The organism is Vibrio gazogenes, assembly GCF_023920225.1.
Classification (GTDB): Bacteria; Pseudomonadota; Gammaproteobacteria; order Enterobacterales; family Vibrionaceae; genus Vibrio; species Vibrio gazogenes.
The window spans coordinates 2860473-2882147 of sequence record NZ_CP092587.1; the positions used below are offsets into that span (position 1 = coordinate 2860473).

The following is a 21675-nucleotide window of genomic DNA, read 5'->3' on the forward strand; positions in this document are numbered from 1 at the left end:
ACGATTCATCTTTCAAAGCCGATTCAGGACGACGAACTTTTCAGTGCAATGGCGTAAATCAAACTCGAACTTAGTGCAGTGTTGGTTACGACAATTGTCTGTATCTGCTGCTGAACCTGAGTTGCATTCTCTGCGGCCCGGCCAAGTGAGGCTGCAACCAGATTCAACTGCGTGTTTCGTGAAACTTTGGGTGTCAATTCGCTTAATAACTTCTGAACATCAATTTCCATCTTCCAGCTTCCTGACGCCATCCTGTGTGACTGAGTTTCATATTAGAAGTAAGGCGATTGGATAACTTGGCTTAACGGATGAATAATCACGGCTGATTCAGCAATAAATCGGTGATTAATGGGCGACGAAATAATCGTGTTCCCGGCGTTGTTCTTGCCGGTACTCTCTTGGTGTACAACCGGTATAACGTTTGAACATTTTTTCAAAATGACTGAGATCGCCAAACCCGGCACTCATACACACATCGGTGATCTTGATCAGTGGATTGGTCATGATCAGACGTTGGGCTTCACGAATCCGGAGCTGACACAACATCGTTTTAAATGAAGACCCCAGATGTTCTCGGAACAGATATGATAAATGAGAGGCACTGGTATAACTGGCGGCGGCGATTTGGCTCAAAGAGATGTCTTCGTGGAAGTGTTCACTTAAAAACAGTAATGCTTTGGTTAATGCAGGATGCATATTGTTCCATGATGATTGGTCATGGTGGAGTAAATGCTCGATCAAATCTATTTTTGGCGTTGCTTTTTGACAGAGTCCTAAACGCGTCAGATCATCAGCCGTGATCTCTGTCTGATCCAATGAGGTAATTAACAATAATATATTTTGTAACTGACTAATATTGCCAGGCCACTCATATTCTTTCAGTTGTTCTTGAGCATCATCAGAAAATAAAACCTGTCGTTCAAAGCGACTCAAAATGTATTGAATATGCTGTTCAATATCTTGTTTCCTCTCACGTAATGCTGGCAAGTGAAAATTAAACTGAGGCACTGAAGAACCTAATATTTTGGCAATAAACTGCTGTTCAGAAGGTAAGTTATAAAAAGGTTCAGTACAGGAAACAATTAAACGAATTCTATTTTTTCTTAATGCATCTTGAAATGAATCTTGTGTTAATAAGAAAATCAATTCGTCTTTGAATGAGGGGTCTAATTTATCGACTTCTTCCAGATAAATAGAACCGTTCCCAATTTGCTCAATACAATGACAGAGATAGTCACGATAAGTTTGCGCATTATGAAGATTCGCGGGAACACAGATGAACGGATCTCGAGAGCGAGCACTGTGATAGTGGATGTTACATGCCACATCTTTTTTTTCACAACCCGCCTCACCGGATATGAAGACAGGAAAGTTAACTTCTGAGGCAAAGCGAATTTGTTGTTTAATCCGCTTCATTAAATTCGAATCACCAAGAATAGGATAGAAAAAATTTTTGTCGTGATTAAAAGTTACAGAAGCATGAGATGTAGATGAGTCGTATAAGTGATGTGTCTTATTTATCATTGTTTAATTCCTTTTATTTACCATTGACGTCAGAGTTTCATGCTAGACGGGACAATCTGGTTTATATTGGAATTTACAATGATCTTTACGGTTTAAATGATGTTCATAATATTTTTACACAATACACTCTCGCGCTACTGACTATTATCAATAATATTTAAATTATTAATATTTTTCATCAAATTTGTGATTAGTGATTTATTATTTAGCTAATTTATCATTAGTGATAAATTCATTAATTTAACGTTTACAGAACTATTCTTCTCTCAAGTCAATACGATCAATGTGCCTTTATGACATTGAATTAAAAGCAGTATTTATTTTGATGTAATAGATACAATAACACTTTGAATTGATCATTTTTTTATCGTTTATTCTCATCATATTAATCGCTAATATTCATAGTATTTTATCAGTGTATACTTCGTTTTGAGTAGAAAAAGGCTTTTTAATCATAACAATAGGGCTGGAATTAATATTGATAAGTCAAGCTCAGACACTGACTCGCCCACTGATTCAAGTTCGTCACCATCATCAAGTGAGTATTACACATATCATTAAAGCCAACTCAGATTTAGGTGGAAACGACCAATCAAGCTCAACACTCAATCGGTCTGAAGATATTCAATCTCACGTGAGAAATACCAGACAAAGTGAGTACGCGGTATGATGTTTCAAACACTTCAATCATACCGCCTCTCAAATTAAATCAGAAACAAAAAATCATCTGCTCTGATTCTTCTCATCCACTATTTTTCCGCCGATGCAGGCACCGGGTCGGCAAGTTTCTCGCCACGTGGTTCACCGAAAAAGAAAGTCAGCCCGGCGGAAAGGACAATCCCGACAACCGAACCGACCATTGCAGCCCAAACGGATGCATCCACACCTGTTGCAGGAATATATTGCGGAAATGTCAGGATACTGGGCAATGAAAATGAAAACACTTTGGTCTGATACAAGCCAATAATCCCACCACCGATTGCACCACCGAAACACCCAAAGATGAATGGCCGTTTACGCGGTAAAGTCACCCCATAAATCGCAGGTTCAGTAATACCGAACAAGCCGGTGGTAAATGCAGAACTGGCCAGTGCTCGGGTTTTCGTATCCCGCGATCTGAGGAAGACACCCAATGCAGCACCGGCTTGTGCCAATACCGCGGCCAGACAAAGTGGCCCGATGGTATCAGCCCCCAGCACGCTGAGGTTGTTGACCATGATCGGTACGAAGCCCCAATGCAGACCAAAAATTACGAATACCTGCCAGAAAGCACCAATCACGACTCCGGCAATCATTGGGCTAGCACTGTAAATCACCTCAAATCCGCTGGCCAATAAGTGGCTGACCCAGGTTGCCGCCGGACCGATAAGCAAGAAAGTCAAAGGCGTGGTAATCATGATACATAGCATGGGTGTAATCAGATTTGTGACAGCACTGGGAATGCGATGTTTCAAGAGTTTTTCGAGTTTACAACTCACAAACGCGGCAAAAATAATCGGCATCACTGAAGATGCATAATTCATAAATGTTACCGGAATGCCGAGGAATTCGATGCCTGCGGCATCGGGTAATTGCTGCGCGTGAAAAGCAGCGAGCATTGACGGATGAACTAATGCGCCACCAATCGCCATCGTCACAAATGGATTACCACCGAATTTCACACCGGAGGTGTATCCAAGGGCAATCGGGAAAAAGAAGAACAGTGCATCACTGGCCGCATTGAGAATCTGATAAGTACCACTACTCGTTGTCAGAACCTGTGTTGCAACGCCTAATGCCAGCAAACCTTTGAGGATTCCCGAAGCCGCCATAATACCCAGTAACGGCGTAAAAATACCGGAGACAATATCAATAAACGAACTCAGAATACTCTGTTTTTCTTTCTCGGCGGCGTCAGATGTTGCTTCCCCATCGACTGGCAGAACCCCGCCATGCTTCAGGAAAGACTGGATGGCATTGAACACATCACCGACATGGTTGCCGATCACAACCTGAAACTGGCCGCCACTTTCTACCACGGCGATCACCGCTGAGTTCTCTTGCAGCAACTCGCGATTCGTTGCCGACATATCAACCAGTTTAAATCTCAATCGAGTCGCACAATGGACCAGACTGTCAATATTTGCAGCGCCACCGACCGACTCAACGATCTCGGCAGCAAGTTTTTCATAAGCCATAAATAAGCCTCACATTATTTATCAATTCACATACCGAGGAGCAAAAAAAAACCTGAAAGAGTACGTTCACATGTCAATGAACCAACTCTTTCAGGTTTTGCCCGCTTTCACGGTAACAATCCAATATGAATACGTTTTACCTTCTCTTATTCAATCAAACAATGAAGAACAATAGCGATTGTGATACGGATCAGTTAAAGATTTAATTTCTTAGCCATTGAGCGATGTATTTATCGCGCAGAAGCCTGCCTGCTTGCCCCGTTATACTTTATATTGTGCAATCTCATGGAACAGTTGCTTTGAGAGCTTCTCTAGCTTATCCGCTTGGGCTATCCCCTGAGTTGATTCCTGCTTCAATTGGCTTGAAACAGTCTTAATCGATTCTAGCTTCTGACTGACATCCCCAGTCACATGAGACTGCTCATGTGCCGCTGAAGTAATCTGTATTGTCATCTGACTCATTTCTCCAACCGACGTATTAATCTGGTCAAGACACTGACTCGTCGAAACAACATCATCAACACACCGTCCGGTCAAATCGTAGCTGTTTTGCATCATACTCGCGACTCGATTGGTTGAACGATGAAGCTTCTCAATTTTATCTTTAATTTCCTCGGTAGATACATGTGTCCGTTGGGATAGCACCCTGACTTCATCTGCAACCACAGCAAAACCACGGCCCTGTTCACCGGCTCTGGCCGCTTCAATGGCTGCGTTCAATGCCAATAAATTCGTCTGTTCAGCAATATCGCGAATCGTGACAAGAATCGATTCAATTTGCTGACTATCTTGTTCAAGCAAGCGAATATCATGAATTGAGTTTTCCAGTTCCGTAGATAACTGTTGAATCGATGTTTCACTCTTAGACATTAATCCGACACCATCGTTACACATTCCTACACATTGGTGGCACGACCCCGATGTCAACTCGGCATTTCTGTAAACCTCTAAGGCTGAACTGGATAATTCAGAAACGGCTGTCGCAATTAAAGTAATATTTTCTTCCTGACCGGCAATCTCATTTCCCTGATGCTCCGAAGCATCCGAAATGTGATGTGATTCTTCAGTCAACTCTCGTGTAACTTGATTGATATGCTTGACCAGTGAATGAATCCGATCAATGAACGCGTTGAAATTGGCAGCAAATTCACCGACTTCATCCTGATTATCGATCGGAATTCGCTTGGATAAATCTGCATCTCCGGAAGCAATATCCATGAGCGCCTCATTCACTCGGTCAAACTTTTTGAAAATGCCGAACACAAGTAAACTTAACCCCAGAGTACCAAATAGAATTATCCCCCCCGCAATAAATAACTGCTTCATGAAATATTCATTCACAGGCTGATAGATCAATGAATCCTCAACAGTAAAAACCAGCACCCAGTCCATATCAGGAACAATAAAAGGAATCAGAGTAAAAACCCGGCCTTTTTTAGTCACCGATTTCCGAAAACTATGCTGCTCTGCTTTTACAAATAATTTTTCACCTGTTGACGTTGAGTTAAAACTAGATAGGTTCCTCATCACCAGTTCATATTTAGGATGAAAAATAATAAAACCATCCCGGTTGACGACCATCGCATCACTTCCGGTTGGAACTTTTATTTGAAAAGCTTCTTTCATAAAACGTTCTAAAGAAAACACCCCGGCTACCACACCTGAAAACTGGCCATTGATATAGAGCGGTGTGGAGAGCGACATCGAAAAAGTATTCGAATGTCCATCTGAATAAGGTAAAGAAATCAAGTCGGATCTGGTATTCAGTGCTTGTTTGACCCACTTCGTATCACCGGAAATCGACTCTCCCCCTTGGCTATATTTCACATCTCCGTTAGCATCAATTAAATACAGACTATCGAATCCCAGTTGTTTAAAGTGATGCTTAAATATTGCATCAACTTGTTGATCGGGTTGGCTGATTGAATCACGGACGATCGCCAAATTATTCTGATGATATTTAAACCAATTGGATATAACCTTTGAATGCGTTTCCAATAGACTTCTACTTTGCTCCAATACAGCTTGATTACGATTTCGTTCAAAAGTCCCATGACTTAAATAAGTTAAGATCAATGTCGTGGTAATAATAAAAAAAGTCGATGTGAAGATTATTTTTGATTTCAAATTGAATTTAACTATATGAAAGAAATTCGCATTCATCGCTCTTATCCCAATGTCGTTAAGCTGTTTACATAGGTGTCAGTTGGCACAAAAACCAACACACAATCGATAATCAAATACAATCAAGCTATTAAAAACAAATAAAAAAACCCAAACAAAAACATTCCAAAAAAGGAACTTTGTTTGGGTTTTGCCTGATTGAACAGTAACAATCCGATGTGTGGTTACTTAACCCTAATGATAATAGGCAAAGCAACTAAATTGTGTCTGAGTTTTATCACAAATGATCACAAGGTCAATAACCATCCCATAAAAAGTGATCCTAAACACCATCAGGAAGCACAAAACCAAGATTAATATCACACTTTATTTAAATTTTATGTAAAAAAAATGAGAATTGTCATCAATAAATCAGTATCCGCAGCGGGATGAGCCTACACGGGAAAAATAATAATGGTGATACCGAGTTCATCGATTCAATATGTCATCTCCAAATATCGAGAATGATTACAATACAAAAACGTCGAGAGAATTGAGATATAGGACTTACATCACAATTAATATAATTAACAATTGATATTTTTAATACAGACGCGTAATTTTTGTGAGTCAAGGATTGTAACTACGTTCTGTAGGTAGGCAAAACCTGAACCTGAATTTCTTCATCTACGAGGAGATTCAGGTTCAGGTTTTTTTTTGCCTTAATCCATCAGAATTCTATTTCTATTATGTTGTACAAACGATTGTCGCTCTATTTTCTTCAATGCAATACACCTTGCACTACAAGAATCATGTAAAGAAGGTATCACTATGAAAAATATGAAAAATCTTGCTCCGACACTAATTGCCTTGGCCTGTTCTCAGGCCATCGGTAATTATGCAACTGCTGCTACACAACCCTCGGATTCATCATCAGCAAAACGCCCCAATATTGTCTACATCATCGTCGATGACCAGCGCTACGATGCGATGGGTTTTATCAATGATGAGGCGGTTACGCCCAATATGGATAAACTGGCTAAGAATGGCGTATATTTTAAAAATGCCTTTGTGACTACATCTTTAAGTGGCCCGAGCCGAGCAAGTGTTCTGACCGGGATGTACGCTCACAATCACGGTATGGTGGACAACAATAAAAATCCGGATGTTTACAAACTTCACTATTTCCCTGAAGAACTCAAGAAAGTCGGTTACCAAACCGGTTTCTTCGGTAAGTGGCACTTTGGTGGCGTAGAAAAAGAAGGCAAACCGGGATTTGCCGGTTTTGATCGCTGGATCAGCTTTATTGGCAGTAATTCTCAAGGGAACTACTATCCGGTTGATATGCTCGGTAGACCTTCGATGCTCAATGTTGACGGCAAAGAAGTCAAACAGAAAGGTTACATTACGGATGAGTTAACCGATTACGCAATCGACTGGCTTGATCATCGTGATAAGAGTAAGCCTTTCATGCTTTATCTTGGTCACAAAGGGGTTCATGCCGACTTCCTGCCCGCACCGCGTCACTATGGAAAATTAGCCGGAAAAACATTCAAAAAACCAGATACTTATGCCAATACTGAAGAAAACTATAAAGGCAAACCGCGCTGGGTCAAAGACCAACGCAATAGCTGGCATGGCGTAGATTATCCGTATAATAGCAATCTGGATATGGATCAGTTTAAACGAAACTATTACGAAACCCTGATGTCCGTTGATGATAGTGTCGGCCGAGTTCAGCAGTATCTGAAAGACCATAATCTGGATAAAAACACCGTGATCATGGTAATGGGAGATAATGGATTCATGTTCGGAGAGCATGGCCTGATCGACAAACGCAATGCCTATGAAGAATCGATCCGTGTACCTCTGATTGCCGCAGGTCCCGGTTTTGATAAAGGCCGTGTTGTTGAAGATGTCGTTGCCAATATTGATATCGCACCGACCATTCTCGATGCCGCTCACATAAAAGTTCCGAGTAATTATGATGGTTCCAGTTTCTTACCACTCGCCTCAGGAAAAAAACCGGCAACCCCTCGGAGCAAATCGTTTGTCTATGAATATTTCTGGGAATATAAATTCCCTTATACACCAACAACATTTGCGATCCGCAATGAGCAGTATAAATATATCCAATATTACGGTTTATGGGACACCGAAGAACTCTATGATCTTCAGGCCGATCCGCATGAGAAACATAACCTGATCGATTCTCTGGACCCTAAACTCATTAACACTAAAGTAGCCTTACGCCACGAGTTGTTCCAGAAGCTAAAAAATCACCAAGGCAAAAATGTTATTCCATACAATACCAGAAAATCGCAAGGGCAAGTGTTCCGTTACAAAGCCACTGGTCAGAAAGCTGCAGACTTCCCGGATCAATGGATGCGTGATTATGATCCGAGTGACAAATACTTTGGTCTGCGACCTGATATGGTAGACAAAGCCAAGAAACTCGCACCACTTTCCGGTTCTTTAAAGCGCACGAAAGAATACATCAAGACGCACTATATGATGGACCAGAAACAAGAAGCAACTGAGAAGTAACTGAGTAAGTAACTCACCCCCAATCGCCCCTCTCCGGAATATCCGGGGAGGGGCTATTATTTATACCATCCGATGGTTTTGTGTCGCTCTCGTTCAAGGGCTCACCGACTCAAACCACGACAGTCGTCCAGCCGCTCCTTAGCCCAAGAACACTAAAAAGGACTGCCGCAGCAATCCTCCTCTCTAATGATTGAAACCACAAATATCGGTAACCTTATACCTTATTTACTTCGCTAACCGAGGATACATAACCGCGATCAAGGTTCCCGTCTGACCATTACTCAATGTCACCGAATCAATACTCACATTCGGTATATTCAGGTAATCCATTGGGTAATGACCATGTTCAACCTTTTCCTGTACCAGCACGATCGCCGTCTCATATCGAATCGCTGTATATGATGGCAGCTTTTCCCGGTAAAACTGGAGCACCTGTTCAACCGAACTCTCAGTCAGAAACGTCGCAAAAGGCAGTGTTTGATCTAAATCGTCAAAATTGATGCCATGATACTTATGGACAACCATCAGCGAACCGGGATAAATAGGCAGCGCAACTGCGCTCATCGGTGCATCTTTTATTTCAGGATTAATCCCCATCATCTGACGTAGCATTGCTCTGGATGTTTCCAACACCGGAGAGACAGCAGTTTGCTTCTGTGATGTCGGTTCAGGCGCTGTTTCGTCTTGCGCTGCAGCAATGCCGGACAGACTCAAAACCCCGAGTAAGGTGAGACTTGCGGTATATATTCGTTTTTTCATTGATTCTCCTTTACTACCATTTTATCAGTGGTCAATCATCCAATTAATTCTCTTGCACCACCATCAACGTTATGACTCAAGTACCTTGCGGATAATCGCCCGCATGTGCGGGATACAATGGCTGAAATGTACTTTGTAACCATCACACAGGTAATTTTTATTCGGAATACCATTCGAGGAGAGTGAAAAACGATGTTTCGGACACCCACCATGGCAAACTTCTTTCACCGAACACTGGAGACAATCAACGGAGATATCCTTCGATTTACTTTGAGAAAACTGGATCTGCTGCTCACTGTTGACCATTTTCAGCAGGTTATTCTGATGGATATTGCCCAGTTTGTTGTCCGGAAAAACGAAATGATCACATGAATACACATCACCGTTCGCTTCTAGTGCCAGATTTGCGCCACATTCTTCAGAAAAAACACAAATCCCTTTTCCGCCAACGAGCTGAGTCATGGTCTGTTCAAAATTCATTACAAAATACTGACCAATGTCCTTTTCCGCCCATTCGTCAAAAATCGTATTTAGAAAACGACCATAAGCTTCCGAAGGCACCGTCCACGGGGCAACCTGACACGGCTCTGAAAAGTCAGGCTTAATCAGAAACAGGCCATTCGAATCTGGCTGGCTGGCAATCCGTTCGACCAGTGGAATAAACTGCATGTAATGACTGCCAACGGCTTTCAAAGCGCGGTAGACTTCCAACGGCTCATGGACATTATGCTCACTGACAACCGTCAGTGTATTAAATTCGACTTGATATTTTTTCAATAGCTCAATGGCTTCAATCACTTTGTCATAAGTATCTTTGCCTGATTTAGACCGTCGGTAGCGATTATGATGCTCGGCGTTGCCATCAATAGAAAGGCCGATCAAAAATTGATGCCGGTGAAAAAATTTCGCCCAGCTCGGTGTCAGATTCAGGCCATTAGTCTGGAAAAAGTTATTAATCTGTTTTCCCTGCCCGTAGCACTGTTGATACGCAACCGCTTTTTCAAAAAACGCCAACCCTGCCAGCGTCGGTTCCCCACCCTGCCAGATAAAGTCGATGACAGGTGCAGACTGGGATTCAATATTGGTTTTTACATAGTTTTGCAGCGTCTCTTCATCCATTTGCCAGTTCTGCTTGCGGCTCGGATAGAGTTTCTCCTTCTCCAGATAGAAACAGTATTCGCAATCAATGTTACACACGGAACCGGTCGGCTTCGACAAGAGCTGAAAATTCTCAATCTGGTTTTGCATCACAGTGCCCTCTCGTATTCGATGAAATAGGGCCGTCGCACTAACGACAGCCCTGATTCGTTTTTTATTAATATTTATCGTTATTGAAATGTGTAGCTCTGGTTTTCACTTTCTTTCCACCCATATCTTACGGATTTAAATTCAATTTTATGCACCCCTTGCGGGACTTTGAGTGCCTTGGTGTACAACAGCCAGTCTCCGTCATCAAATCGATAACCGATAGATGCGTTCTGAGTCCGGTTCACAATCGAAAATGTCTTAAACAATGAGTTGTAATGACCAAACGGTGCTTCTGTCACTCGCTGTTTACCGTCTTTATCCAGAATCTGTTTAACCATTTCAGACTCAGGCATCAGTGACATATCCACGGCACTGCCATCCCACGCAACCAAAGCCTGACGCATGGTTTCAAGTACCGCTTTATATTTAGGGTCTTGTGCCAGATTATTCAGCTCATATGGGTCATTGACCTTGTCATACAGCTCTTCCTGAGGGCGAGGCTCAAACCAGATTTTTTGCTGTTTGTTCAGATGACCGGCTTCATTCTCCGCCTTCATCGATTGCATGATTCCCAGATTGTTACGGAAATTATTGTCATATCCACCGGGGATTTCCGTATGCTCGTTATACACATAACTATAGCGTGCGTTCCGAACACTTCGCCCATATTGAGGTACGCTATCGAAACGATCCCGCCCGGCATAGACATATTCACGTACAGTTGCGTTATCTTTCGATAAATCAACCCCGGTCATATAGTCCGGAACTTGGCTACCGGAGAACCCAAGAATGGTCGGGGCTAAATCTTCAAAAGAGACCAGACGACTTTCTGTTTGACCATTTTGTTTCCACCATAAGGGGCGATATTGCTTCGGTACATGTACCATAAATGGCACTTTCAGCCCCGAATCATAGAGATCGCGTTTATGTCGGGGAATACCATCACCGTGATCCGTCGTCACGATCAAAATGGTGTTGTCCCAGAGTCCGTCTTTCTTCAGCCCCTGAACGATCTTGCCGACCATCTGATCCATCACCTGAACATTGTCGTAATGTCGGGCAATATCACGTCTGACTCTCGGCGTGTCGGGATAATAGGGTTCAAGTTTGATATCCTTCGGATCCGTTAGCTGAATATTGTAATGGGCCCGCAATTTATCCCACCGATTAACCAACCTCTCCCATTTCTTATCCAACAGATCTTCCTTGCGGAAAATCCCTGACTCATGCGTAATCTGTGGATTGAGATGTAAGAAGAATGGCTTGCCATGAAGATCGTAATTCCGCCACGCTATCGGAGCCATAAAATCATCCATATTTTTATATGAACCATGTTGATCCCACAACGTAAATGGCCCGATATTCATTGGCCCCCCCGAAAACTGATAGTCGGTTTTGGTATCATTGTAAGTGAAATACCCGTTGGCACGGAGCAGTTCGGGGTAACCTTTGACTTGTGATTCAGGCACGCCAATATATCCACCACCGGGATAATTGGTCGTGCGCATATGCTGTAAGCCTAAAGTTTGTGGAAATCTGCCGGTAATCACACCAGCCCGACTCGGAGCGGAAACGGGAGCCATCGCATAAACCTGTTGAAAACGGACGCTCTCTTTTGCCAATGCATCAATATTCGGGGTTTTTGCGACAGAGTCCCCATAGGCACCCCACCTCGGGCTCAGATCTTCAGCCATAATCAGAACGATATTCGGTTTTTCAGACTGTTTCTGTGGTGTAAAATCAGCCGCATTGACCGTACTGCTGATACTGGCAGCTAACAATGTTAAAGCTAGGACATTTTTCTTCATTTCCTATTCTCCTGAAAGTCAGCAATTTGCATCGCCCAGAAATGAAAAAACCCAAGCAGAGATATTTCTACCTCTGCTTGGGTCTTGCCTGTCGAAACAGTAACAATCCGTGCGAATACAGTCAGCCTACTTTTCTATTGTGTAAATAGCAATTACAAGTCGTTCTATCTGTGATTGCTATCGCCTTCATTGGCGAATAAACCATGATGAATCAAGCCACCGAAATGAACAACTTCCGGCGGCAATCATCTCAGTACGCCGATAGAACTTAAAAATTAAACAGAGACTCGAGATACATCTGATCATCACCTTTATCGCTCATGGCTTCAGAAATTGCGATAGTGGTTCTACGATTGATATAATATTTCAGTTGGAATTCAAAAGCTTTATCAAGCTCATCCAGATTCACAATGATCGCCGGAGAAAATCCTTTGCCGTTTTTAGGGAGCAGCCTGTAGGTTACATTTGCAGATGCACCTAGACCTTTGGTGGCATATCCTTGGTTACGGATGATATCGCCATTTTCATTATCATCCATTTTCGAGTAAGAAAAGTTCCAAGACATACGTTGTGCCATTGCAAACTGCTTATACCCATAGAATGTATAAGTCAGCAAATTCTTATCGGTCCGCTCATAGTTAGTATCAGAATTGGAGTGATAAGAATCTTTCGTCTTCGCACCGCGGTTCCCCCAAATTCCTTTACTACCGACAAAAAGACCCGGCTGACCATTATGAACCGCCAGATAAGCACCGAAGGAATCAGCTTCACGCGAATAAATATCTGCCGTCTGATAACCGAAATCCATCCCCATAATGTCAGAATCCATATCATAGGAAGCATAAACATACAGGTTATTGTCATAGTGGCTGTCGTAAATAATTTTCCCTGCATTTTTTCTCCCTCTTTCTGACTGGTTGTTATACAAACCCGTAATAGCGACATCATTGGAGAACGATGACATCGTCGCGGTGTATTTACCATAACCCAGAAAGCCCCAGACCGAATCTTCAAAACCAACCCGGAATTGGTCAATCTTCTGATCATCATCAAAATCATCGAAACGATCAGTTACCTTATTATCATTATCAGCCCAGACTTCTTGGGCCTCCATCCGCAAATCACCGACAAACCCGATCCGATCCGTAAGGGCTGTGTAGCCCCTCATGCGCATCATCACTCTAAAATAAGCTTTCTCATAATCAGTGTGATCCGTTGATGTGTTATAACCGCCTTTTAAGAAGCCATTAAAAAACCACCGTGAATTTTTATCCAGATTTGTGAATGATTCGATTGTTGAACCCGCTTTCTTATAATTTTCGACCAGATCAGAGTCCCACGTTGTCGTGTCACTCTTTGCATAAACATTATGGCTTAACCCACATACTATCGCTATTGCTAAAATTTTAATATTTTTCATATCTTTCAAACCCCTATTAATAAAAAAACCCGCCAGACCATTATAAATAACGGTCTGGCGGGTTTTGCCTGAAATTCAGTAGCAATCCAACGCCAATAATAAATAATTATTACAAAATAAAAACCAATTGATACTTTTAATGTGACCAAACTCAATAAATATTTTTATCAATATGAAAAATAAATAAATCACACCTAAAAAAATTTATGCAAATAATAGCTATAGAAAAAAATGAGATGCACAGTCTCATTATTTTTATGATAATTAAAGTTAACTATTGGGATTAAATAATGGTGCTTTAGGTTTTGGCATATTCTCTTTAAATATCTTCGCCGCAGACACAACCTCAGTCAGAATTTTCGGTGACCGTTGTGCAAGGTTTATCGTTTCATTCGGATCTTCTTTGAGATTATACAATGTCGGCTCATTCAGCCACACAACCCCTTTTCTACCTTTGCGCTCTCCGAAGACAACTTTATAGTCTCCCATCCGAAATGCCGTAAACTGCCCCAGAACATAATAAGGCATGATCGTTCTGGCACTCTTATCCCCTTTCAACCATGTTTTACTGATATCAAACCCATCGAGATCTTTGACCGGATGATGGGTGCCTGTAAGAGACATAATCGTCGGCAGGATATCCAGCGTACTGCCGATGCCATCAACGACTTCATTTTTCAGATGACCTTTCCAGTTAACGATAAACGGCACTCTCATTCCGCCTTCATACTGGGTACCTTTCGCATCTCTCAAGTCTCCTTTTTGACCGGCCAGCCCCCATTTGTTCCACATCCACCAAGGGCCGTTATCTGAAGTGAACATCACAATGGTATTATCCGCAATCCCTTGTTTTTCCAATTGATCCATAATTTGCCCGACCGACCAGTCAATTTCCAGCAAGATGTCACCATAGCGGTTATGACCTTTCCCAACAAACTCAGGAGAACCAAACAATGGTGTATGTGTCTGGGGATAAGACATGAACATAAAAAACGGATTTTTTTGGTGCTTATGTTCGGCAATGTAGTCTTTGGCACGACTGGTAATATTTTTGGTAAAGGTTGCCTGTTTCATACCACCGGGAACCTTATAATCAATGTATTTACCGTTGATGGTATCTTTGGCCTCATAAGACATATACAAGGGCACATCCCAATATTCTTGCTTCGGCAGAATATAAGCAGGCATTCCCTTAACCCAGGCAGCATGTGCTGCTTTGGGATCATTTTTCATCAACGCATTCATTTCTAACTGATTTGGTGTGATCGTTGAATAACGGTCATTACTGGCAGGAATACCATACCACCAATCGAATCCGTGACGAGTCGGGAATGAATCGGCATTGGATCCCAGATGCCATTTACCGTACATCACAGTGTCATAGCCATTGGTCTTCAGTGAGTCAGCGATTGTCACTTCTGTTTTCGGGAAACCATCCGGATCTCCTTCAATAAAGACCCCCGGCGCGGTTGTACCATACAGGCCTGTTTTGGGCCCTAATCGTCCAGTTAACAAACCACCACGGCTGGGAGAAGAAATAGGTGAACTCACATAAAAATTGGTCCAGCGCTGACCTGTTTTGGCAAGTTTATCTAAATTTGGGGTTGGTGTTTTACTACCTTGTAAGCCAATATCTGCCCACCCCATATCGTCAGTAAATAAAATAATAACGTTGGGTTTTTCTGCCGAATGTTGACTTGCCACAGCCAAAGGAGTCATCCCAGTCATACTCGCGACGGCAACACTGACACCAATTGCAATATTTTTTATCTTCATGTTTTATGCACCTTATTTCCTTCATGTTATATCAATTTGATACCAATTCTTATTAAGAACCATTGATATATGCTCACATATTTAAACAATGAAATGGATGAAATAGAGTACAAACAGAACACTGTCAAAAAATAAAACGCATACCCAAAATACTATTTATAAAATAGTCCATCTAGCATCAATAAGTTTATCCTATGATACTTATATTATATATATGTATCTAAACGATGATGTACTCTTTTACATCCCTTTATAAAAAATTAAGCAGTGACTCAATACTATCTCATAGTTCCCTAATTATATAAATACTCAACAGTTGTACTCGAATAGCCACGAGATTATAAAAAATGATGCATGCTGTTTTTATTTATATTCTCCTCATTTTTAACATCATATTATAACGAGCGATATGTTTGTTTTATTCAAAAAAAAACCTAAATCCAATCAAATCCGGATAATAACTATCAACTAGATCTGATTGGATTTAGGTCTTGCCTGCAAAATCGCAGTAACAATCCACATTGCCAATGCATATATTTTTAAAATAACAACTATTTTAGACTAAGCAAATACAATCTACCAGACTGTGATATATATCGATAAACATAAAAGAAAGCTACAATTAATGTGATCATCCCCATGTTTTAGCCACAATTTCTTGAGTGGTCTATTGAGAAGATAAAGTTGTTCGCTTTATTTTCATAAGTAAGCAACATCCGTGTCCTAACCATGTTTACATTTTCGGCAACGACACAAACGGACAACAGCGAGCGGTTACCGATTCATGCAGCACTTCTTATATTTTTTGCCACTGCCACATGGACATAAACTATTTCTTGATACTGTCTTTGTGCTTTTGGGTAAGTGGCTCTGATTAAAGTCGATATTTTTCAATATCATAATGTCATTGACGGGTTGACCGTTAAAAATCAAACCTCGAATTTGTCCCATCGTTTCAGCAATATGACGGAAGTAATGTTTGTACCCCGCACAAAAGTAATTATGCTGAGGAAAACCGGATGGGGAGACATTAAACCGGTGTTTTGGACACCCCCCATTACAAGCAAACAGAAATTCACAATGCCTACAGTCTGGTGTGAGTGACTTTTTCTTACTTTGGCCAAACTCAATCGCCTGTTCACTATTATTCATTTCAAAAATAGAGACATCATGAATGTTGCCTAGTTTATGTTCCGGGTACACAAAGTGGTCACAATTATATAAGTCACCATTAGACTCTAGTGCAAACGCATGACCGCAGGTTTCGGCAAAGATACAAATTCCGGCAGGTTCTCCACACCAGGATGAAATGGCGTTATCAAAGGTTTGCACAAAGATCTTACCGACATCTTTCTTGACCCACTCATCAAAAATAGACGTCAAAAATTGACCGTATTGAAGGGGGGTAACCGACCAAGAGGTCACGCGTGCTTCTGTGACATCAGGAGAAACGAAACTGAGCCCGTCTGCCGTTTTCTCTTCAATTTCACGTTCTACCAACGGGATAAACTGCATATAGGTAGAACCGATTTGTTTCAAGAATTGATACACGTCTAACGCATAGTCAGCATTTGCATCACTCACAACCGTTAAGGTCGTAAAATCCACGCGATGTTTCTGTAATAACGCAACGGCTGCGATAACCTTATCAAAACTGCCTCTTTGCGCTCGATTCAGGCGATATTTATCGTGCAGATGTTGAGGGCCATCAATGGATAAACCAATCAGAAAATCATGTTTGATGAAGAATTCACACCATTCATCGTTGAGTAGAACCCCATTGGTTTGGAAAGCATGCGTGATTTGTTTCCCCGCGCCATATTTGTCACAAAACGCAATGACCTTTCTGAAAAAGTCGATCCCCATTAATGTCGGTTCACCACCTTGCCAGACAAACTGAACGTCAGCCCCGCTTTGCGCTTGAATATATTGACGAACATAAAGCTCGAGCGTCTCCTCGGTCATTTGCCATTGACTCTGATCCGGATACAACTTTTCCTTCTCCAGATAAAAACAATAGCGACAATCCAAATTACATTTTGAGCTACTCGGCTTACTCATCACATGACATTGATTGACGATTTGCATAGATTCCTCAAATTTGGTTTATGACTGTATGAAACGTAAGCAAATATTTAGCGCATAGAATAAAGCAGCAAAGACCAATACTCCGCTAAGCCCCTGTTTTTGAATGATGAATGGCCCATATGAGGAAGCGGGGGTTCCTTTAATATTCCGGCTCAGCTCAATGGATGTGAATAAACTGAATAGCATAGTGCTGATCAGTAGAAAAACGGCAATGACCACAAGTAGAGAGTTGGATGATAATAAACCGATACGACAAATGGCCGCGACAATCACTATCGACGACAACATCGTTCTCCACCATGACAATAGCGTCCGTTCATATTGAAGACCGGGCTTTTCCATAACCGCCTACCCAGCCACGATGAACAACATAAGCACGAGCGAGATCAATCCAAAAATAAGACTGACGACTTTCATTATCCACGGATAATTCAGTGGCTCTTGACTGCGCATCGCTCGCTCATTCTGGGCCCATCTTGTATAGGCCCAGCCGGCAATCACCGCAGAAAACCCACATAGCGTTACAGACAATGCGATTCTTAGTCCCGGTGTGGCTAAATCCAATGACAGTTGGTCAATTGCGATGGCCCCTGCGAGAATCGCAATCGCAGTACGAATCCAAGCAAGGTAAGTGCGTTCGTTCGCTAATGAGAAACGATAATCTGGATCGACACCATTTTTCTTCCAGCTCATAATTAATTAATCTTACTCCTGATATTAATTTTAGAAGACTTAACATTTTCAAAACAATGCTTCAGTGTTTCCGTATACAAGATATCTAACAAATACATTTGCGAAATCCGTGTGCCGATTGAATCCCCTTGGTAAAGTTCGCCTTGTGAGCTATTTTGCAGCACGATATGCGATAATTTACCGATGGTAGAGTTCGCATTTTGCGTGATCGCGACAATGGTTGAGCCATTCTGCTGAGCGGTTTGGGCCGCTTTAATCATATCTTCGCTTTCTCCGGAGTGAGAAATCACAACGACAAAATCATCGGGTTTAGTATATTGAATTTTGTAGTACATCGTATGCTTTTCGTTAAAGCTATTGGCATCAAAACCAATCCGATTGAACTTATACCCAGCTTCAATCGCTGATAACCCTGAGCCACCCAGTCCAATAAAAAACAGACGATTGGCTTTTTCTAATGCGTCTACCGCTTGCTGCAAAGACTCGGTCACGAGCAGTGCCTTCGTATCCCGAACACTATAGTTAATGATGGATTCAACTTTCTCGACCGTGCTGTCTAAATCATCTTCAATATAAATGTCTGGAGAAATCGCCCGTTTTTCACCTTGAGAAGAAATCATCAGCTCTTTGTGCAACTGCGCCTTAAATTCTTGATAGCCTAATGCACTGTATTTCTGACAAAAACGGATGACAGAAGCATCACTCACACCCGTAGAAGTTGAAAACTCACGTGCTGATGCTCTGACAAAATAGCTTGGGTTTTCTATAATTTTATCAACGATCAAGGACTCTGCTTTTGTCATTGAAAAGCGAGAATTTTTAAGTTGCAGCAATAAAGGAGAAGGAGGCATAAAAAGTATCTCTCATGTTTCATGCAACCATCTTACCATATGGAATGTAGCATACACTACATTAGCTTAATCTCATTTACCGTCGTAAACCTTTCCCCCGATGCCAGCCTGATGATGCCGGGTTTGTCAGTAAGTGCTAATAAAGTGTCTTGACTTGAAGGCGCGGTAATGCCGAAACACGGCTCGATACAGATAAACTCACACGCGGGCTTCTTCCAAATCACAAGATAAGGCACATCGGGAAATGATAGACCTAACGCTTTCATCCCATCGTTTACAACGATGCATTGCGCTTGAGGCTCTCGGATATAAATCGCACCTCTGGAAAAATCAACATCGGACAGGGACAAAGACAACCCCATATCTAAGTGCGGCTGCGAAACAAAATCAACAAAGCCTTGATTGCCGTAGCAATAATGCTGCGGCGAATCTTCAAAGATTAAATCAACATCATGACTGACGGAAAAAGCCGGATGAAAACCGAGAGAAAATAGCAGCGCCTCTTCCTGATCATTAACCACATCAAAGCGAACTTTGACGGTGTCTTTATCTAAGGTGTAACTCACGGATAAATCAAAACAATATGGGTAAACCAAGCGACTTTGTTCGCTATCGCGCAACCCTAAAACGACACGCTGCGAATCATGTGTTCTCAATTCAAACCGTGAGTTTCGGGCAAACCCATGGCGGGGCAGTGCATAAGTCTGCCCTTTCGCTTGATACTGACCGTTAGGCAGGTTACCAACAATCGGAAAGAGAATCGGCGCTCGACCCTGCCATGCCTCTCCCTGCCACAAAAGCTCTTCATGACGGGTCTTGGACCAGATAGATACAAGTTCAGCACCCAACTGATTTATGCTGACACGCAGACACTCATTTTCGATACCGTAGGTCATTGCCATTAGTCATATCTCATGGCTAGATTGAGCTGATAAATGGCTTTTTTAAGTAACTCATCCTGATACAAAATTCTGGCTAGCTCATAGACACGTTCAGGCGTGATTTGCCCGTTGTCATCAATGTGTGCTAATAAGTTTTGCTTATCTTGTGCTGGGTTATCGGAAATATGTCCAAGGACTTCTAATCCTTCAGCGACACAATGATGGCTTAGATTATAATTTTGATAAGCAGAAAGCTGATACTGCTCAAATTGAAGCTTTTCTTGGCGAATGTTCTGAAGTGTTAGGTCCTCCAGAGCGTAGCGTTGATATAGCTCCTCAGGCGCTTCATTCTCAATCAACAAGGCTTTAATTTTCTCCAGCAGAGACAACGCTAACTCATCATTATCAAGCGGATGAATTTGCTCCGGATCCGCGTCAATATCAAATAGCTTGTCACCAAATCGATATGAATTGGTGTAATTAACCGACGTTGGAATTCTCAACACTGGCGTCTCATTGGTAAACGCAAATCCGTCACACAATGTCGCCCCTTTTAACTGCGCTTGAGTAAAACGACTATCAATTGCCGTTGGCATCAAGGTGTACTCATACTGAGAATTGTGACGTTCTTTCGGTGAACGCATATAAACGTATTGACCATCCGTAATGTTGAGGTGAGCGCCATAATAACCGTATAACGCATGTGAACGGATGGGCTGATTATCACGTAATGCAGAATAAAAAGAACGGCCATGCATATGCGGGGGAACGTCATGACCAAAGAAATCCAGTAATGTGGCAGGTATATCAATCAATTGCCCCAAGAAGTCTGTTTTCACATCTTTCAACTTCAAACGTGGATCCCAATAGAAAAATGGCGTATGTGCGACTTCTTCGTATAAAGGCATGATGTTTTTGCCCCACCAGTCATGCTCTCCTAACAAGAATCCATGATCAGTACAAACCATCAACATGGTATCGTCCCAAAGCTGATTGTCGTCAAACATATCTAAGACTTTACCAAGATAGTCATCACACATCGTCAGTAATGCTTTATAGAATTTTTGAATCAGTTGTTGTTTCTCTGCTGAATCCGTATTGGCGTTGTAGTACATCCAACCATTAAAGTCAGACTGGGTACATCCATACATCTGTAGATATTTTTCCGGCACAAAGAAGGGTTCATGAGGATCGAAACATTCGAGTTGTAAGAACCAATTGTCTTGATCCAAGTTAGTCCTGATGAAGGACAATCCCTCTTCAATCGTCCGGCTTAGCGTGTGCTCCAACTCGGTTTTCATGTACTCACGATTGATCATATCTTGCGCAATGCGTCTTTTGCGTCGCTCTACAACAACTTGCTGCTCTTGCCCTTCGGCATCATAGACAACGTCAGGTTTCTCAACGTGCCCTTTCCAAGCGTCACCTTCCTGACCACGAATGAATTCAAAAGTCGTATAACGCGTATGGTAAGTTGCCCCACCATCACGCCAATAATGTTTATGATCAGTAACGAGATGCGTATGAATTTTATTTTTAGATAAATATTCAGGCATTGAGAAATCAAAAGGTTCGATAGGCCCCCAGCTACGATGAAGGAAATTGTACCTGCCAGTGTGCAGGTCCCTTCTCGCAGGCATACACGGCATGCTGCCAACGAAAAACTTATCAAACTGAACGGTTTTTTTCGCTAAACGTTCAAAGTTCGGTGTAATGGCATCACCACCATATGTTGATAGATGATGACGAGTTAACGTATCAAACATTAATACAACTGCTTTCATTTTTTTCCCTTGCTCA

At 42.0% G+C, this 21675-nt stretch carries 16 protein-coding genes; 1 reads left to right on the forward strand and 15 read right to left on the reverse strand.

Annotation, left to right across the window (positions count from 1 at the left end):
• Positions 1–23 precede the first annotated feature (23 nt).
• The 4 genes from MKS89_RS12795 to MKS89_RS12810 all read right to left on the reverse strand — a co-directional run bounded on the left by MKS89_RS12795 (position 24) and on the right by MKS89_RS12810 (position 5864).
• Complete coding sequence (locus MKS89_RS12795) at positions 24–230, reverse strand: RebB family R body protein (protein ID WP_021019356.1); 207 nt, start codon at positions 228–230, stop codon at positions 24–26.
• A 115-nt stretch (positions 231–345) separates the two neighbouring features.
• Entirely contained in the window at positions 346–1524 is a 1179-nt protein-coding gene (locus tag MKS89_RS12800; protein WP_072958393.1) for an AraC family transcriptional regulator, read from the reverse strand.
• Positions 1525–2273: 749 nt separating this feature from the next.
• Positions 2274–3701: a PTS transporter subunit EIIC gene (locus MKS89_RS12805; RefSeq protein ID WP_072958390.1), complete on the reverse strand. Its 1428-nt coding sequence runs from the start codon at positions 3699–3701 to the stop codon at positions 2274–2276.
• A gap of 261 nt (positions 3702–3962) precedes the next feature.
• Positions 3963–5864, reverse strand: coding sequence for a methyl-accepting chemotaxis protein (locus MKS89_RS12810; RefSeq protein WP_072958387.1), 1902 nt, complete (start codon positions 5862–5864; stop codon positions 3963–3965).
• Positions 5865–6635: 771 nt separating this feature from the next.
• Between MKS89_RS12810 and MKS89_RS12815 the strand changes: the two genes are divergently transcribed.
• Entirely contained in the window at positions 6636–8351 is a 1716-nt protein-coding gene (locus tag MKS89_RS12815) for a sulfatase family protein (protein ID WP_072958384.1), read from the forward strand.
• Between the two features lie 225 nt (positions 8352–8576).
• On the opposite strand, the gene MKS89_RS12820 is transcribed toward MKS89_RS12815, so the two are convergent.
• The 11 genes from MKS89_RS12820 to MKS89_RS12865 form a co-directional block, all read right to left on the reverse strand.
• A complete protein-coding gene (locus MKS89_RS12820) occupies positions 8577–9110 on the reverse strand; it encodes a hypothetical protein (RefSeq protein WP_072958381.1) in 534 nt (177 codons plus the stop codon).
• A gap of 69 nt (positions 9111–9179) precedes the next feature.
• Complete coding sequence (locus tag MKS89_RS12825) at positions 9180–10358, reverse strand: anaerobic sulfatase maturase (RefSeq protein ID WP_072958378.1); 1179 nt, start codon at positions 10356–10358, stop codon at positions 9180–9182.
• Between the two features lie 80 nt (positions 10359–10438).
• Positions 10439–12166: a sulfatase family protein gene (locus MKS89_RS12830; protein ID WP_072958375.1), complete on the reverse strand. Its 1728-nt coding sequence runs from the start codon at positions 12164–12166 to the stop codon at positions 10439–10441.
• A 268-nt stretch (positions 12167–12434) separates the two neighbouring features.
• Entirely contained in the window at positions 12435–13586 is a 1152-nt protein-coding gene (locus tag MKS89_RS12835) for a hypothetical protein (protein ID WP_072958372.1), read from the reverse strand.
• A 270-nt stretch (positions 13587–13856) separates the two neighbouring features.
• Positions 13857–15362 (reverse strand): sulfatase-like hydrolase/transferase, encoded by a 1506-nt coding sequence (locus MKS89_RS12840; protein WP_083571261.1) that lies wholly within the window; start codon positions 15360–15362, stop codon positions 13857–13859.
• Between the two features lie 774 nt (positions 15363–16136).
• Positions 16137–17450, reverse strand: coding sequence for an anaerobic sulfatase maturase (locus tag MKS89_RS12845; RefSeq protein ID WP_072958369.1), 1314 nt, complete (start codon positions 17448–17450; stop codon positions 16137–16139).
• A gap of 18 nt (positions 17451–17468) precedes the next feature.
• Positions 17469–17792 carry a DUF202 domain-containing protein gene (locus MKS89_RS20975; protein WP_072958366.1) on the reverse strand — a complete coding sequence of 108 codons (324 nt, stop codon included), beginning with the start codon at positions 17790–17792 and terminating at the stop codon, positions 17469–17471.
• Positions 17793–17798: 6 nt separating this feature from the next.
• Entirely contained in the window at positions 17799–18143 is a 345-nt protein-coding gene (locus MKS89_RS12850; RefSeq protein WP_021019342.1) for a YidH family protein, read from the reverse strand.
• Positions 18144–18145: 2 nt separating this feature from the next.
• Positions 18146–18994 (reverse strand): MurR/RpiR family transcriptional regulator, encoded by an 849-nt coding sequence (locus MKS89_RS12855; RefSeq protein WP_072958363.1) that lies wholly within the window; start codon positions 18992–18994, stop codon positions 18146–18148.
• Between the two features lie 56 nt (positions 18995–19050).
• Positions 19051–19896, reverse strand: a complete 846-nt coding sequence (locus tag MKS89_RS12860; protein ID WP_072958361.1) for an aldose epimerase family protein — start codon at positions 19894–19896, stop codon at positions 19051–19053.
• Positions 19896–21659 (reverse strand): sulfatase, encoded by a 1764-nt coding sequence (locus MKS89_RS12865; protein WP_072958358.1) that lies wholly within the window; start codon positions 21657–21659, stop codon positions 19896–19898. Before MKS89_RS12865 ends, MKS89_RS12860 begins: the two co-directional genes overlap by 1 nt.
• Positions 21660–21675 lie beyond the last annotated feature (16 nt).